Origin of the sequence: Fredinandcohnia onubensis (genome assembly GCF_002734215.1) — a bacterium.
Taxonomy (GTDB): Bacteria; Bacillota; Bacilli; order Bacillales; family Bacillaceae_L; genus Ferdinandcohnia; species Ferdinandcohnia onubensis.
Map to the genome: position 1 here is coordinate 1 of NZ_NSEB01000032.1, position 16,060 is coordinate 16,060.

A 16,060-nucleotide genomic window follows, 5' to 3' on the forward strand; every position below is an offset into this window, starting at 1 on the left:
AGTATTGATTGCTCAATAGTTTGTTACTTTTGAATTAAACGTTGACGCTTGTATTGTGTTCAGTTTTCAAAGAACTTTTGTTTCGCCTCTCAGAAGCGACTTTATTAATATAACATCCTCACAAAAATAAGTCAACATTATTTTTTATGTTTTTTTCTTATTTTAAGGTATTCCCTGTGAGGAATTTAAATATACACCCGTTCCAACCAAATGTCAACAAATTATATTAAAATACTTTTCCGTTTTCTAACTACCCCACTATTTATGACCTGCCACCTAAATTAAACAATAAAAAAACAAATGAGATCCCATTTGTTTTTTTATCCTACTATAAATAAATCTATAATTACGAGCGCCGCTAAGCCTGGGAGACCGAGTAGACCAGATACTGCAGAAGTCACTAGATTAATGGGTACATGTAGATCAAATGATTGTCCAAATGCATTTAAGAAGAATAAAAACAATGCGCCAATTAAGATTTTGACAAATACTTGTCCCACTAGTCGAATTGGCTTAAGAGGTGCTCCTATCAAAAGAACAAGTACGATCAATCCTCCAAGTATAGCTATAACAAATTTTGGTTCCAATCAGACTTCACTCCTTCTCACAACTTGTACTATTATTCTATGTAAGTGAAGAGTTTTAAGAACCTCTTGTCCCATTTTATTTACTAAATCCGGTCCTAATAAAAAATCCTATCAGAGAAAGTCTTACTTCCTTGATAGGATTTAATTTTATAGAAATACTTTTCGCCTTTTTGCTTCTCTTAGTAAAAAGAAGTATTTGGTTTCCGCAACCTTAAGTTCATTTAAAACATCATCAGAAGGTTCAACACTTTTTTCGATAAGATTTTTCTGTCTCATCCATTCCTTCTTTGCTATTTCTAACTGACTAAAGAGCTCTTGGTTATATTCTTGTCGAAGCTTTCCCTTCTTTTTAAAAAGCATAAAAGACCTCCTATAGTTCCCGGCGACCTTCAAGTGCCTTTGATAGTGTTACTTCATCGGCATATTCTAAGTCTCCACCAACCGGTAAGCCATGTGCGATTCTTGTAATTTTAATACCCGTTGGTTTTAGCAAACGGGAAATATACATAGCTGTAGCTTCCCCTTCGATGTTCGGATTAGTCGCTAAAATAATTTCTTGCACCGTATCATCCTGAAGTCTTTTTAGTAATTCAGGAATTTTAATATCTTCTGGACCAATACCATCCATTGGGGAGATTGCCCCATGTAAGACATGATACAAACCGTTGTATTCTTTCATTTTTTCCATCGCGATTACATCTTTCGGATCCTGTAGGACACAGATTACTGTCTTGTCGCGTCGTTCATCTTCACAAATGTAACAAGGGTCTCTATCTGTTATATGCCCGCAATTTGAACAATATGTGAGGTTCCGCTTTGCATTGACAAGTGCCTTTGCAAAATCAAGCACGATATCCTCTTTCATACTTAATACAAAAAAAGCCAGACGCACGGCCGTTTTTGGGCCGATACCTGGCAATTTCATAAAGCTATCTATTAGCTTAGATATTGGTTCAGGATAATGCATATCTATCTAAATCCTTTCAACCCATTAGAATGGAAGGTTCATTCCTTTAGTAAATTGACCCATCGTTTCATTTGTTAGGTCTTCGATCTTCTTAAGGGCATCATTTGTTGCTGCTAAAACAAGGTCTTGTAACATTTCAATATCATCTGGATCTACCACTTCTTGTTTAATGATAACGTCAATGATTTCTTTTTGGCCATTTGCCTTTACAGTGACCATACCACCACCAGCAGTACCTTCTACCACTTTATCAGCAAGTTCTTCCTGTGCCTTTGCCATATCCTTTTGCATTTTTTGCATTTGTTTCATCATCTTTTGCATATTACCCATTCCGCCGCCACGCATCATGTTAAATTCCTCCTTTATGATTATTATTCCTTTATTTCAATGAGCTCTGCACCAACAATTTTCATCGCTTCTGCAATAAGAGGGTCTTCTGTTTCCTCAGGCCCTTGATCATCATCGGTTTTTTGCCCACGGATAAACTCTTCTCTAATTTTACCCCATTCATCATCTGGTACACCAATCATTTCAAACCTTTTTCCAGTTAATGTAGAAAGAATGTTTTCGAGGTTTTCTTTTACTTCTGCGTTTTCAGATGCCATTTTACAATGGATTTCATATTTAAACTTTAACACAAACGCATTTGAAGAAGCTGCAACTGGTTCACTTTCAATTAAAAGGGCTGCATGAGACACTTTGTTTTGATTGCGAAGTTGATCGAGCATATCGCCCCATTTTCCTTTTAATATTTCGAGATTCTGTCTGGTTGCACTCTTTAAAACCTCATTGATTCTTCCTACTGGGGTTCTGTAACCATTTCTAGATGTTTTTTGTGGACGTTTTTCAGCAGGCTTTGCATCTTGTGGTTGTGCTGTAATACCTTTTTCCTTAATCGATGCAAGTTCAGATTCTAGCATATTTATTTTATTCATTAAGCCTTCAATTTGTGGCAATGATTCTAATGAATGTTGTTTGTCCATTTGAGTAAGCTTTACAAGCGCTACCTCTAGAAAAATTCGTGGATGGTTTGTCCACTTCATCTCCTGCTGGGCTTGGTTTAAAATATCCACGGTTTCATAAATTTCATGATTTGGGATATTTTTTGCAAGGTCTGTAAAGTCTTCATCAACTAAGACCCGCTCCATCACTTCTTCTAATTGGGGGGCTGTTTGATATAAAAGCATGTCCCTATAATAGAAGATTAAATCTTCAATGAATCTCATTGGGTCTTTCCCAAGGTCCATCATTTCATCGAGCGTCTTTAAAGCTGTTCGTACATCGCGGTCGTGTGTCGCCCTAACCACATTCGTTAGCAGTGATTGCGAAACAGCTCCAGTTATCGTGAGAACATCTTCAAGTTTTACCACTTCGTCACTGAAGGAAATCGCTTGGTCCAATAAACTTAGCGCATCCCGCATCCCACCTTCAGCAGCTCTTGCAATAACATAAAGTGCTTGATCGTCCACTGTCACGTTCTGTTCAGATATGATCGTTTTCATTCTCCCTACGATTGCTTGAGTTGTAATCCGACGAAAATCAAAACGTTGACATCTGGATATGATCGTAAGTGGAATTTTATGTGGTTCAGTTGTTGCTAAAATGAAAATGACATGTCTTGGTGGTTCCTCCAATGTTTTTAGCAAGGCGTTAAACGCACCGATTGAAAGCATATGTACTTCATCAATGATATATACCTTGTAGCGTACTGCACTGGGAGCATACTTCACTTTATCGCGGATATCTCTAATTTCATCGACACCATTGTTTGAGGCAGCATCAATTTCAATCACATCAGAAATCGAGCCGTCGGTAATTCCTCGACATGCGGCACACTCATTACAAGGCTCTGCAACCGGAGAACGCTCACAGTTAACGGCTTTCGCAAAAATTTTCGCAGCACTCGTTTTTCCTGTTCCCCTTGGTCCTGAGAAGAGGTAAGCGTGAGAAAACTTTTCTTGAAGAAGGGCATTCTTTAATGTTTGGGTTATATGTTCTTGGCCAACCACATCATGAAAGGTTTGTGGTCGAAAGACACGGTATAATGCTTGATATGCCATTGATATTACCCCTCCTTCTCTTCGTCCACTTCCTATTATACAGGAAGTGAATATTCTGTACAAAGTGATTATACCATTCACTTAAAAAATCTAGAAAAAATAAAAAAACCCACCCGAATGAGTGAGTTGTTTTATGTAGTATAACTGCCGTGCACCTTCCGTCGAATAGTTACCCCAGGCGTTACTCAAGCAGTTAGCTCGGTCTAGGCAACCCTACGGCACATGGGAGAGTCCGCTTACTGCTGCTTCCTTCCGGACCTGACAGGATTCACGGGTTCCCATTGCGTAGGACCCAGACGTCAACACCACTTACTTGAGGCAGACCCTACAATAACTACCCTCTATGAAGGGATTCGGCCTCGCTAGAGCGGATTGCGAGTACAGGGCACCGCTACCTCCCCGCTTAGCACGGCAAAATTGATACCAAATTGTTAGGTGTCTTTGTGACACATTCTTAGTATAAAGGCTCATTCAAAAAAAATCAACGTATTCCAACTGTAAGTTTTTTCAAGTAGAACCAGTTGTACGATTCTTTTCTTCTTTTTTTCTCTTTCGAAGCTGTCTAAAAAACGAACTTAGGAGTTCACTGCACTCTTCCTCACAAACGCCTGAAACAACCTCACTTTGATGATTGAATCGTTGATCCTGTAAAAGGTTCATTAAGGTTCCCGCGCATCCTCCCTTAGGATCCCTTGCCCCGTAAACGACCCGTTTTACCCGCGATAGGACGATTGCCCCCGAGCACATTGCACAAGGCTCAAGAGTGACATACAAGGTTGAATCCTCTAGTCTCCATGTATCTAAACGTTGGCAGGCTTCATCAAGTGCCAATAGTTCTGCATGGGCAATTGAACGTTGCTGTGTTTCACGGAGGTTATGAGCTTTTGTAATAACTTCATCATTTATAACAAGGACAGCCCCAATTGGCACTTCGTCAATATCTGCTGCCTTTTTTGCTTCCTCAATCGCCAATTTCATATAATATTCGTCAGATTTCATCAAAATAAATACTCCCTCACTAGATAAATCAAATGCGCCTTGGCGTATTTGCGCGCCAGATTTTTTAGGCCCACACGAGGTGGGTCACAAAGACGTTGCCACAGGAAGTGGCGTACTTAGTCTTTGATCTTACGCTCGAAAAGCTACCTTTGAAAATCTGTGGCATCCACCGTAGGTTTTAACTTTATTTAGTCGGAGTTTTACCCCGACTAAATAAAGTTAAACAACTTATCCAAGCATCATCTTTGTTATTCTCTCATAGAGTAATAAAGGTGTGTTACCTAGATTGTAGAATGAGGAGGTCAAACATGCAAATTCATTTAGTAGAGCAAGGTCAATCCTTATTTGGAATCGCTCGTGCATACGGAACGACAGTGGATGAAATTGTTCGTGCAAACCAAATTCCAGACCCCGGTAATCTTGCGATTGGCCAGGCACTTGTTATTCCTATCGTCGGTCAATTTTACTGGGTACAGCCAGGCGATAGCCTTTGGTCGATTGCAAATAAATTTGGACTTAATTATCAGCAATTAGCACAAATCAACCAGATTCCGGCGAATCGTCCACTAAATGTAGGTCTTAGACTCTATATTCCTGCACGCCCAAAACGAAATGCAGAAATCAATGCTTATGTAGAACCGTCAGGAACTTCGGTAAGTCCCGCTCTCGAAAGAAGTTCACGACAAGCAGCTCCATACTTAACATACTTAGCCCCATTTAACTTTCAAATCCAACGAGATGGCACTCTAAAAGAACCACCATTGAACAATTTACCAAGCATCGCAAGTGCAAATAACGTAACCCTTATGATGGTCGTAGCGAATTTAGAAGAAGGTCAATTTAGTAGTGAGTTAGGCCAGATTGTGCTTAACGACCAAAATGTCCAAAACAAGCTGTTAGATACAATAGTAGAAACAGCCAAAAAATATGGGTTCCGTGATATTCATTTCGATATGGAGTTTTTACGACCAGAAGACCGCGAAGCCTATAACAACTTTTTGCGTAAAGCAAAACAGCGTTTTAGCCAAGAAGGCTGGCTGCTATCCACTGCACTTGCTCCTAAAACAAGTGCAGAACAAAAGGGAGCTTGGTACGAAGCACATGATTATAAAGCACATGGTGAAATCGTGGACTTTGTTGTCATCATGACCTATGAATGGGGATATAGTGGTGGCCCACCAATGGCAGTATCACCTATTGGTCCTGTCCGTGAAGTCATTGAATACGCGTTAACCGAAATGCCAGGGTCGAAAATTATGATGGGTCAAAATCTCTATGGCTATGATTGGACACTACCATTTGTGCAAGGTGGCGAATATGCAAAGGCAGTAAGCCCACAGCGAGCAATTGAACTCGCAAAGCAGTTTAATGTTCCAATCCAATACGATACGAAGGCACAAGCTCCTCACTTTGATTATACGGACTCAGCTGGAAAGCAACATAAGGTTTGGTTTGAGGATGCTAGAAGCATTCAGGCAAAGTTTGATTTGATTAAAGAATTGAATCTACGAGGAATCAGCTATTGGAAACTAGGGCTACCGTTCCCACAAAATTGGCTGTTGATCACTGATAATTTCAATGTCGTCAAACGATGAAATCATTCAAAGGAACTCGATTTTTCGAGTTCCTTTTTCTATTTAGTGCACAATAAGAAAACTATAATATTTCCCAGTCTGTTTTTTCGACAATTAATAACAAACATCTATCTTCCTGTGATAAAATAATGCTTATCTGTCATTTGATTGATATAAAAAGGGGGACACGAGATGGGTAGTAGGATTCCCTTTATTACAGTAGAGGGTCCGATCGGAGTTGGGAAGACCTCTCTCGCTAAGGCTATTTCAGAACAATTTGAATTTGCCTTATTGAAAGAGATAGTCGATGAAAATCCATTCTTGGGTAAATTTTATACGAATATTGATGAATGGAGTTTTCAAACAGAAATGTTTTTCCTCTGTAACCGATACAAACAACTTGAAGACATTAATGAGAATTACCTTCAAAAAAATCAACCGGTTGTTGCGGATTATCATATATTCAAAAACCTAATCTTCGCTGAGCGGACATTGAAAACTCAGCAATTTCAAAAATACCTACAGATTTATAAAATTCTAACAGCTGATATGCCTGTACCAAATGTCGTCATTTATTTACACGCTAGCCTCGATACTTTATTAGAGCGGATTAAAATGCGCGGTCGAGACATCGAAAAAGGTATTGACCCAGCATATCTTAGTCAACTAAGCCTTGATTATGAGCAATCAATGGCAAAGTTTGAAAAGTCACATCCAAATATTCCTGTGATACGTTTTAACGGAGACAAACTAGACTTTGTCCAGAACAAACAGGATCTGGACCAAATCCTATCAAAAATAGAAGACACCATTCTTGAAAAAGGAGTAAGACAGAATGAATTTGCGTAATAAATATGATATCCCTAGTAATGCAGTGATTACCATCGCAGGTACAGTTGGTGTTGGAAAGTCTACGATGACAAATGCACTTGCAAATGCACTTGGATTTAGAACCTCCTTTGAAAAAGTAGATACGAATCCATATTTAGATCGGTTTTATGCAGACTTTGAAAGATGGAGCTTCCACCTTCAAATCTATTTCCTTGCAGAACGTTTTAAAGAGCAAAAGAAAATCTTTGAATATGGCGGAGGATTTGTCCAAGATCGTTCTATTTATGAGGACACAGGTATATTTGCGAGAATGCATTATGAAAAAGGAACAATGGCGCCTGTCGATTATGAGACATATACCAATCTTTTTGATGCAATGGTAATGACCCCATACTTCCCACATCCGAATTTATTAATTTATCTTGAAGGCAGCCTGGATGATATTATTAATCGAATCCAGGAACGTGGCAGACCGATGGAGCAACAAACTCCTATTTCCTATTGGGAAGAAATGCACGGTCGTTATGAAAAATGGATCAATAATTTTACTGCTTGCCCAGTCCTTCGATTAAACATCAATGAATACGATATTTTACAAGATGAAGGTTCAGTCGAACCAATTATCGAGAAAATTTCAAAGTTTATCAGACAAACTGAGCTTTTAAAAAGCTAGAATGACAATTACCCCTTTTGAGATAATCACTCAAAAGGGGTTCTTTATTGACAAGATATATTTTTAAAAAGCAAAAAACTCGTTACTATTATAGTAACGAGTCCATCTCCAATACTTTATGCGCTAGTATTATTTAAAAATTATGGCGGAGGAAGAGGGATTCGAACCCCCGCGGGCTTTAACACCCCTGTCGGTTTTCAAGACCGATCCCTTCAGCCGGACTTGGGTATTCCTCCGTATCGACAAAAATTAATATACCATAGTTCTAATTTGTATGTCAACATTATTTATAAAAAAAATTATTGGCCAGGAAAATAATATATCCTGGCCAATATTTTTCAGATTACTTCGGACCAATTACTTCTTTATTTCTCATATAAGGACGTAATACTTCAGGAATAATGACTGTACCGTCTTCTTGTTGATAATTCTCTAGGATTGCTGCAACAGTTCGACCAATGGCAAGTCCGGAACCATTCAAAGTATGAACATGTTCAGGTTTTGAATCTCGATCACGACGGAAACGAATATTCGCTCGTCTTGCTTGGAATGCCTCAAAATTACTACAAGAAGAAATCTCACGGTAAGTTCCGTAGCTTGGAATCCATACTTCAATGTCATATTTCTTCGCTGCAGTAAATCCTAAATCTGCACTACACATGCTCAAGACACGATAAGGAAGACCTAATAACTGAAGTACCTTTTCAGCATTTGCTGTTAAGCTTTCCAATTCTTCATAAGAATCTTCTGGCTTTACAAACTTCACTAGTTCTACCTTATTAAACTGATGCTGGCGGATCAACCCTCTTGTATCTCTTCCTGCTGAACCAGCTTCAGAGCGGAAACAAGCACTAAATGCCGCGTACTTGATTGGCAACTCTTCTCCGCCTATAATCTCATCACGGTGAAGGTTTGTAACTGGAACCTCAGCAGTTGGAATTAAGAAGTAGTCTTCATTTTCAATGAGGAATGCATCTTCTTCAAACTTTGGTAACTGTCCTGTACCTGTCATACTTGCACGATTAACTAGATATGGAGGAATGACCTCTTCATATCCATGTTCCTCCACATGTAGGTCTAACATAAAGTTAAATAGCGCTCTTTCAAGTGTTGCCCCAAGCCTCTTATAAAATACAAAGCGGCTACCAGTTACTTTTCCTGCACGTTCAAAATCTAAAATTTCAAGTTGATCAGCAATTTCCCAATGTGGCTTTGGTTCAAATCCAAACTCAGGAAGCTCACCCCATTTACGGATTTCAACGTTATCATCCTCAGATTCACCAATTGGCACACTTTCATGTGGTATATTCGGAATTGATAACATAAGATGCTCTAATTGTCCTTCCACATCTCGTAATTCCGTGTCTAATTCTTTGACTTTGTCCCCAACTTCGCGCATTTCTAAAATGAGAGCATCTGCATCTTTTTTCTCTCGTTTTAAAATGGCGATTTGACCAGACACTTCATTTCTGTGGCTTTTTAACTCCTCAGTCTTCAAGATAAGCTCGCGGCGCTTTTTATCTAGTTCCTCAAAATGCCCAAGGTCTGTTAAATCCTCACCACGATACTTTAATCTCTCTTTCACTTCATCAAAATGGCTTCGTAAAAATTTAATATCTAACATCACTTAAACCTCCTAAAATCTATGTAGTTATAGTAACAATGTGTAACCAATCGTGACTATCGAGAAGCAATTATTTCAAGGCGGCGCAGGTTTGAGGACCGGAGCGTAGCTAATCTACGTGAGGACCAGAGAACCAAGCCAACGAAGAAATACGGCGCTTATCGGCAGTCACGACAAATAAAAAACTCCCGCCCCTAAAAAAGGGACGAGAGTTAACCCGCGTTACCACCCTAGTTGAGGATACAAGTATCCTCCTCTTGAAAAAGATAACGGATTTACCGAAAATACCTACTAGAATGATGCGTTCAGTATTTCACTCAAGGATGGATTCACAAGCTTTTTTCATCGGTTCACACCAACCACCGACTCTCTTAGGAAAAAAGGCTAGCTACTAGTTCCTATCATAGATTTAATATTATTTATATAAAGTTTTACCATGTTTTAATTGTTTATACAAGGTTTTTTGCTTTTGATTCTTCGACCATTTTTACAAAATACCCTGTAAAGCGATGATCGTCTGTTAATTCAGGATGGAAGGAGCAGCCTAAAAATTGTCCTTCACGAGCTGCAACAATTCTACCATCATGCTTTGCAAGAATTTCAACGTTTTCTCCCGCTTCCACAATATGTGGCGCACGAATAAATACTCCGACAAAATCTTCAGCGATTCCAGGAATCATAAGCTCTGCCTCAAAGCTCTCACGTTGACGGCCAAATGAGTTTCTCTCAACTTTGATATCCATAATACCAAGATGTGACTCCTTATAATCAACAAGCTGCTTCGCAAGTAGAATGAGCCCTGCACATGTTCCAAACATCGGCTTACCTTGCTTAGCAAATGAGCGAAGTGGCTCCATAAACTCATATTTATCAATTAATCGGCGCATTGTAGTACTTTCTCCGCCAGGGATTATTATTCCGTCAATTTCTTCAAGTTGTTCAACTTTTTTTATGATGACTGCTTCTGCTCCTGAGGCTTCTACAGAACGAACATGTTCTCTAACTGCCCCTTGAAGTCCTAATACTCCGATTTTAACCACGTCTGAACACCCTCTTACTTACCAGCCTCTATCTTGCATGCGTTGTTCTGGTAATAATGATGAAATTTCAATACCTTTCATAGCATTTCCTAATCCTTTTGAAAGGTGTGCAATTAATTCATAATCTTGATAATGTGTAGTAGCTTCTACAATCGCACGAGCAAATTTTGCAGGATTATCTGATTTGAAAATACCAGATCCAACAAATACTCCATCTGCTCCAAGTTGCATCATAAGCGCTGCGTCAGCTGGAGTAGCTACACCACCTGCAGCAAAGTTAACAACTGGTAGGCGACCTTCTTGTTTGATTTGAAGCAATAATTCAAATGGTGCTCCTAGGTTTTTTGCTTCTGTCATGAGTTCGTCTTCGCTCATGCCAACAACTTTACGAATTTGAGCATTCACTTTTCTCATATGACGAACAGCTTCTACAATATTTCCTGTTCCGGGTTCACCTTTTGTACGAAGCATAGATGCACCTTCTGCAATTCGGCGAGTTGCTTCTCCTAAGTCACGGCAACCACAAACAAATGGAACTGTGAAATCACGTTTATTTAAGTGGTATTCTTCATCAGCTGGAGTTAATACTTCACTCTCATCAATGTAGTCAACGCCAAGAGCTTCTAATACTCTAGCTTCTACAATATGACCAATACGAGCTTTAGCCATAACTGGAATAGTAACAGCACCCATTACTTGCTCAACAATTGTTGGGTCCGCCATTCTAGCAACTCCACCAGCCGCTCGAATATCAGCTGGCACACGCTCTAAAGCCATTACTGCTACAGCTCCTGCTTCCTCTGCAATTTTAGCTTGTTCTGCATTGACAACGTCCATAATTACGCCGCCCTTTTGCATTTCAGCCATACCACGTTTTACTCGATCTGTACCTGTATTTGCCATTATGATTCCTCCAATAATTCGTTATCTAATTTTATAGGCATAATCATATCATATTTTTAACAATAGTGAATGCCCTATGTAAAATAAACTAAGAATATTCTAACTCATAATTTTCTAATTTCCTAGTAATTATACCAAAATAGTATAATATGGAAACAAAAAAGATCTCCTTCTACACAACATAGAAGGAGACCTTTATATTAGAACCAGCCCTTAACAGTATTTGCCACGCTAGACCAAATGTCACCAAAGAATCCACCAATTCCTCTCATCATGAGCACGAACCAGTTTGTCTTTTCAACACCTGTGTCTGTCACAAGTGGCACCTGTAATTTATCATCACCATTTGCTGTAATATAGCCTAAATCATCACCATCATAGGATACAGCCATATAACCAACTTTTGTTCCTTTTTTAAAAGGTGCTGTTATTTCTTTATCCTTAGAAACAACCTTATCGTCAAAAACATATTCTGCTTTAAACGCTGACTTATCTACACCCTTTTTAACTAAAAGTCTTACTGGTGTTTTAGTTGAAACTTCTACTTCTTTTTCTTTTCCTTTGACTACTTTTAATTCTTTATTATCCTTTAATTGATATCCTTCAGGGTAAACTTCAATTTGCTCAAAATTATTAAAACCAAAATCTAATAGTTTACGAGTTTCTTTGAAACGTTCTGGCTCACTTGTTGCACCCATCACGACTGAAATTAATCTTTTTCCATTACGTTCAGCTGTTCCTGTAAAGCAATAACCAGCTGCCGGTGTTGTACCTGTTTTTAACCCATCCATTCCTTCATAGTAGAAATCTGCAAGGTATGGGGATACCTTTGGATCATGCTTTAACATCCAGTTCCAGTTATCCAATTTCTCACCATAAAAGTCAAGTTGAGGAATACTTGAAATCTCCAATACTTCTGGATGATCTCGTAATAGTGAATAGGCTAATAAAGCCACAGATTCTGCTGATAACATATTATCTCCATCTGGACTTGTTCCTTCAGGATAATTTTCACCTAGCATTGAATTTGATAATCCTGTACTATTTACAAACTCATAGTTTGGAAGACCTAGTTCTTCTGCCTTTTTATTCATAAGCTTCACGAATTCGCCTTCAGTACCGGCTAATAGTTCTGCTAATGTGATTGTTGTTGCATTATCAGAATAAATCGCCATTGCTTTGTAAAGTTCTTCAACCGTATAATCATGATTTAACCGTAATCCTACACCTGAAAAATTATTATTTGCAGATATATCATATGCATATTGGCTAATTTGAGTAGTTTGATCCCAAGATAGTCTACCTTCAGAGATAGCTTCCAATACCAGGTACTCGGTCATCATTTTTGCCATACTTGCAATTGGAGCTGCTTGGTCGGCATTCTTTTCGAATAATATCTTACCTGTATCTGCATCAATTAATATCGCATTTTTTACATTTATATCAAGAGCAGGTGCTGCTTTTGCAGGGGGCATTTGTCCTACAAAAAGCGATAGCAAAAAGACTGCTAAAAAACTTATAATCAATTTTTTTTGTGTTTGTTTTTTCACGTTTTAAACCTCCACTTTCGTAATACGCACAAAAGACATTTTAACATAACAGCTTCAAAAAAAATAGACAGAGTACATGACTCTATCTACCACAATATAAAAATCCTACCAATGGATTATGTTATGTCTAAATTTACCTTAAAGAGTAGAGTAGTTCGGCGCTTCCTTTGTGATTTGTACATCATGTGGATGACTTTCACGTAATCCTGCACCTGTCATTTTAATGAATTGTGCATTCTCTCTTAACTCTTCTAAATTCTTTGTACCACAGTAACCCATACCAGAACGAATACCACCAATTAATTGATATATTGTGTCTGTAAGTGGGCCTTTGTATGGAAGACGACCTTCAATACCTTCAGGGACAAACTTTTTCGCATCCTCCTGGAAGTAGCGGTCCTTACTTCCTTTCTCCATTGCTGCAACAGAGCCCATGCCACGATACACCTTAAAGCGACGCCCTTGGAAGATTTCTGTTTCCCCTGGGCTCTCAGATACACCTGCAAGTAAGCTTCCTAGCATAACTACATGTCCACCAGCAGCTAATGCTTTTACGATGTCACCCGAATATTTAATACCACCGTCAGCAATAATCGATACCCCATGTTTTCTTGCTTCTGTTGCACAATCGTAAACAGCTGTTATCTGAGGAACACCAACACCTGCTACAACACGAGTTGTACAAATAGAGCCAGGTCCTATTCCTACTTTAACGACGCTAGCACCTGCTTCAATAAGAGCACGAGTTGCTTCAGCTGTTGCTACGTTACCAGCAATAATATTTAGTTTTGGATATGCGTCTCTAATCGTTTTAACTGTTTCAAGTACACCTGCTGAATGGCCATGTGCTGTATCAACAACAATTGCATCAACTCCAGCTTTAACTAGCTTTTCAACTCGAAGCATTGTATCAGTTGTTACCCCAACAGCTGCTCCTACTAAGAGACGTCCCTGTGCATCCTTTGCTGAATTCGGGAACTCAATTACTTTTTCAATATCCTTTATTGTGATAAGACCTTTTAATACTCCACTTTCATCAACGAGTGGAAGCTTTTCAATTTTATATTTCTGTAGAAGTTTTTCTGCCTGTTCTAAAGTTGTACCAACAGGGGCAGTTACGAGATTTTCCTTTGTCATTACATCTGAAATTAGAATGGAATAGTCTTGAATAAAACGAAGGTCACGATTGGTAATAATTCCAACCAAGATTTGCTCTTGTGGGTTGTTTACAATTGGGACACCTGAAATACGATATTTTCCCATTAAATGTTCAGCATCAAATACTTGATGACTTGGAGTTAAGAAAAATGGATCTGTAATAACGCCACTTTCTGAACGCTTAACCTTATCAACCTGCTCAGCCTGTTGCTCAATAGACATATTCTTATGAATGATCCCTAGTCCGCCTTGACGGGCCATTGCAATTGCCATTTCATGCTCTGTTACTGTGTCCATACCCGCACTAATAACCGGGATATTTAACTTAAGTGTTTCTGTTAACGCAACCCCAAGATTTACATCCTTAGGTAGTACCTCTGACTTAGCAGGTAATAGCAATACATCATCAAATGTTAATCCTTCTTTGGCAAACTTTGTTTCCCACATGTAATAAATCCCCCTTCGATTGCAAAATATTATTAGTAGATTAACAACTGGGTAAACTACTGTCAAGAATCGAACGATATATTTAATAATTCAGAGTTTTTTATCATTCATTTTAACCCATGTCTTGCACTTTCTTTGTTTTCTATTGGAGGTTAGTAATTTGTTTGATTATCGTTTCATTTGGCAATCATTTAATGCACTACATGCCGCAAATACAACACAGCACTTACTACAAAAATGCTATGAAAAAGCAGCAGTTACAGACGCAGATAAAAAAAGCTATGAAAACAGCTACCCGTTTATCTATTATTTGGAACACGGTCAAAATTACTACCAATTATCCCAAAATGCACCATTATCCATTAAACCGGTTCTTCTCTTCTACGGAATGGTACAATTGTTAAAAGCATGTCTATTAACTGTTGATCCTCAGTACCCAGAATCAACTTCTGTACTTGCCCACGGAGTTTCAACAAGAAAACGAAAAAAACAGAGCTATGAGTTTTTCCATGATGAGGTAAAAGTGCAAAAAAACGGTTTATTTTCTCACTTTTCTGAACGTATGTTTCATGTGAAACAAATAGAAGGTGAAAAATTCACAATGGAGCAGCTATTTAAAAGAATTCCTGAGTTGCAAAATTTATTTACTCTGCATTTTCAACAAAGCTTATATATTGAAACACCAATCACAACTCAGAATACATTATCAATCCCAACTGAAGCTTTAGACAGCTATCATATGACCTCACGGAGATTTGTAGATTTTATTGAAAACACACTGCCATTTTCAACAACTCTTATTAAAGAACCAACAGAAGGAAAAGACTGCGGGCAAATAACGTTACAAATTAAAAAAGAAAATTATCTTCTACCACTGGCAAGTTCGCCGCTTCTATATCATCTATATGAAGACAGCTACTATCTGCCAAAGGAAAGGGAGCTTCTGTCGTTTTTTCCTGAAATCATGACACATTACTTACTCCTCTATAATTTAAGTATGATATCTAGATATGAGACTGAGTGGTGGAGTGAACTGCTTCATTCATACTCTAGCAATGACTATCCATTTATCAGACAGTTTCTTGCGATATCTGCAGATAAAGTTCCCTTTTTGCTTTATTTGTTTTTAAAGGAGAAAATTGATGGGGTATAAGGGGGGATATATTGGGTTTGCGATATAGGGTTTATCGTTTTTGGAGATGTTGTTATACCGATTAAGCTGTTTGCGATATAGCATTTATTGTTTCTCGATCTCGTGTTATATCGTTTAAGCTGTTTCCGGTATAGTATTTATTGTTTCTCGACTTGGTGATATACCGTTTAAGCTGTTTCCGGTATAGTATTTATTGTTTTTCAATATGGCGATATACCGAATATGTCATTTGCAGTATAGCACTTATTGTTTCTCGACTTGGTGATATACCGTTTAAGCTGTTTCCGGTATAGTATTTATCGTTTTTCAAAATGGCGATATATCGATTAGGCTGTTTGCGGTATAGCACTTATTATTTCTCGATATGGCAATATACCGATTAGGCCGTTTATGATATGTCATTAATAGATCCGATTCTTTACTACTTTTTCATGCAAAAAAGACCAACCATAACGGTTGGTCTTTTAGTTGCCTAGCGACGTCCTACTCTCACA

At 38.4% G+C, this 16,060-nt stretch carries 15 protein-coding genes, 1 tRNA gene, 1 other RNA gene and 1 other annotated feature; of the genes, 4 read left to right on the plus strand and 13 right to left on the minus strand.

Features of this window, described 5'->3' with window-relative positions:
- Window positions 1–320 precede the first annotated feature (320 nt).
- From CKK03_RS23215 to tadA, 7 genes are all read right to left on the minus strand, one after another.
- A complete protein-coding gene (locus CKK03_RS23215) occupies window positions 321–587 on the minus strand; it encodes a pro-sigmaK processing inhibitor BofA family protein (protein WP_099364853.1) in 267 nt (88 codons plus the stop codon).
- A 147-nt stretch (window positions 588–734) separates the two neighbouring features.
- A complete protein-coding gene (locus CKK03_RS23220; protein ID WP_099364854.1) occupies window positions 735–947 on the minus strand; it encodes a YaaL family protein in 213 nt (70 codons plus the stop codon).
- Between the two features lie 10 nt (window positions 948–957).
- Complete coding sequence (gene recR / locus CKK03_RS23225) at window positions 958–1,554, minus strand: recombination mediator RecR (protein WP_099364855.1); 597 nt, start codon at window positions 1,552–1,554, stop codon at window positions 958–960.
- Between the two features lie 24 nt (window positions 1,555–1,578).
- A complete protein-coding gene (locus CKK03_RS23230) occupies window positions 1,579–1,899 on the minus strand; it encodes a YbaB/EbfC family nucleoid-associated protein (RefSeq protein WP_099355781.1) in 321 nt (106 codons plus the stop codon).
- Window positions 1,900–1,925: 26 nt separating this feature from the next.
- Window positions 1,926–3,614 carry a DNA polymerase III subunit gamma/tau gene (gene dnaX, locus CKK03_RS23235; RefSeq protein ID WP_099364856.1) on the minus strand — a complete coding sequence of 563 codons (1,689 nt, stop codon included), beginning with the start codon at window positions 3,612–3,614 and terminating at the stop codon, window positions 1,926–1,928.
- Between the two features lie 147 nt (window positions 3,615–3,761).
- Window positions 3,762–4,026: signal recognition particle sRNA large type (gene ffs / locus CKK03_RS23240), an RNA gene on the minus strand.
- A 95-nt stretch (window positions 4,027–4,121) separates the two neighbouring features.
- Window positions 4,122–4,613 carry a tRNA adenosine(34) deaminase TadA gene (gene tadA, locus CKK03_RS23245; RefSeq protein ID WP_099364865.1) on the minus strand — a complete coding sequence of 164 codons (492 nt, stop codon included), beginning with the start codon at window positions 4,611–4,613 and terminating at the stop codon, window positions 4,122–4,124.
- A 308-nt stretch (window positions 4,614–4,921) separates the two neighbouring features.
- Between tadA and CKK03_RS23250 the strand changes: the two genes are divergently transcribed.
- The 3 genes from CKK03_RS23250 to CKK03_RS23260 all read left to right on the plus strand — a co-directional run bounded on the left by CKK03_RS23250 (window position 4,922) and on the right by CKK03_RS23260 (window position 7,691).
- Window positions 4,922–6,208 (plus strand): LysM peptidoglycan-binding domain-containing protein, encoded by a 1,287-nt coding sequence (locus tag CKK03_RS23250; protein ID WP_099364857.1) that lies wholly within the window; start codon window positions 4,922–4,924, stop codon window positions 6,206–6,208.
- 171 nt (window positions 6,209–6,379) lie between these two features.
- Window positions 6,380–7,036 carry a deoxynucleoside kinase gene (locus CKK03_RS23255; protein ID WP_099364858.1) on the plus strand — a complete coding sequence of 219 codons (657 nt, stop codon included), beginning with the start codon at window positions 6,380–6,382 and terminating at the stop codon, window positions 7,034–7,036.
- Window positions 7,023–7,691 carry a deoxynucleoside kinase gene (locus CKK03_RS23260; protein ID WP_099355773.1) on the plus strand — a complete coding sequence of 223 codons (669 nt, stop codon included), beginning with the start codon at window positions 7,023–7,025 and terminating at the stop codon, window positions 7,689–7,691. The genes CKK03_RS23255 and CKK03_RS23260 overlap by 14 nt, the downstream gene beginning before the upstream one ends.
- 143 nt (window positions 7,692–7,834) lie before the next feature.
- Here the strand turns inward: CKK03_RS23260 and CKK03_RS23265 are convergent.
- The 6 genes from CKK03_RS23265 to guaB all read right to left on the minus strand — a co-directional run bounded on the left by CKK03_RS23265 (window position 7,835) and on the right by guaB (window position 14,413).
- Window positions 7,835–7,927: transfer RNA gene (locus CKK03_RS23265), tRNA-Ser, on the minus strand.
- Window positions 7,928–8,034: 107 nt separating this feature from the next.
- A complete protein-coding gene (gene serS / locus CKK03_RS23270; protein WP_099364859.1) occupies window positions 8,035–9,315 on the minus strand; it encodes a serine--tRNA ligase in 1,281 nt (426 codons plus the stop codon).
- Between the two features lie 198 nt (window positions 9,316–9,513).
- Window positions 9,514–9,729 (minus strand) — a binding site (T-box leader).
- Window positions 9,730–9,764: 35 nt separating this feature from the next.
- The gene (pdxT, locus tag CKK03_RS23275) at window positions 9,765–10,355 is read right to left on the minus strand and encodes a pyridoxal 5'-phosphate synthase glutaminase subunit PdxT (RefSeq protein WP_099364860.1); all 591 of its coding nucleotides are present in this window, start codon (window positions 10,353–10,355) and stop codon (window positions 9,765–9,767) included.
- 18 nt (window positions 10,356–10,373) lie between these two features.
- Window positions 10,374–11,258 (minus strand): pyridoxal 5'-phosphate synthase lyase subunit PdxS, encoded by an 885-nt coding sequence (gene pdxS, locus CKK03_RS23280; protein WP_099364861.1) that lies wholly within the window; start codon window positions 11,256–11,258, stop codon window positions 10,374–10,376.
- A gap of 200 nt (window positions 11,259–11,458) precedes the next feature.
- Window positions 11,459–12,808, minus strand: coding sequence for a D-alanyl-D-alanine carboxypeptidase family protein (locus CKK03_RS23285; RefSeq protein WP_099364862.1), 1,350 nt, complete (start codon window positions 12,806–12,808; stop codon window positions 11,459–11,461).
- A 138-nt stretch (window positions 12,809–12,946) separates the two neighbouring features.
- Window positions 12,947–14,413 carry an IMP dehydrogenase gene (guaB, locus tag CKK03_RS23290; protein WP_099364863.1) on the minus strand — a complete coding sequence of 489 codons (1,467 nt, stop codon included), beginning with the start codon at window positions 14,411–14,413 and terminating at the stop codon, window positions 12,947–12,949.
- 160 nt (window positions 14,414–14,573) lie between these two features.
- Between guaB and CKK03_RS23295 the strand changes: the two genes are divergently transcribed.
- A complete protein-coding gene (locus CKK03_RS23295) occupies window positions 14,574–15,566 on the plus strand; it encodes a YaaC family protein (protein WP_099364864.1) in 993 nt (330 codons plus the stop codon).
- Window positions 15,567–16,060 lie beyond the last annotated feature (494 nt).

Bases quoted from the DNA above. Each gene is read 5' to 3' on its own strand.
- CKK03_RS23220 (WP_099364854.1), bottom strand. From the start codon at position 947: ATGCTTTTTAAAAAGAAGGGAAAGCTTCGACAAGAATATAACCAAGAG.
- recR (WP_099364855.1), bottom strand. From the start codon at position 1,554: ATGCATTATCCTGAACCAATATCTAAGCTAATAGATAGCTTTATGAAA.
- CKK03_RS23230 (WP_099355781.1), bottom strand. From the start codon at position 1,899: ATGCGTGGCGGCGGAATGGGTAATATGCAAAAGATGATGAAACAAATG.
- dnaX (WP_099364856.1), bottom strand. From the start codon at position 3,614: ATGGCATATCAAGCATTATACCGTGTCTTTCGACCACAAACCTTTCAT.
- tadA (WP_099364865.1), bottom strand. From the start codon at position 4,613: ATGAAATCTGACGAATATTATATGAAATTGGCGATTGAGGAAGCAAAA.
- CKK03_RS23250 (WP_099364857.1), top strand. From the start codon at position 4,922: ATGCAAATTCATTTAGTAGAGCAAGGTCAATCCTTATTTGGAATCGCT.
- CKK03_RS23255 (WP_099364858.1), top strand. From the start codon at position 6,380: ATGGGTAGTAGGATTCCCTTTATTACAGTAGAGGGTCCGATCGGAGTT.
- CKK03_RS23260 (WP_099355773.1), top strand. From the start codon at position 7,023: ATGAATTTGCGTAATAAATATGATATCCCTAGTAATGCAGTGATTACC.
- serS (WP_099364859.1), bottom strand. From the start codon at position 9,315: ATGTTAGATATTAAATTTTTACGAAGCCATTTTGATGAAGTGAAAGAG.
- pdxS (WP_099364861.1), bottom strand. From the start codon at position 11,258: ATGGCAAATACAGGTACAGATCGAGTAAAACGTGGTATGGCTGAAATG.
- guaB (WP_099364863.1), bottom strand. From the start codon at position 14,413: ATGTGGGAAACAAAGTTTGCCAAAGAAGGATTAACATTTGATGATGTA.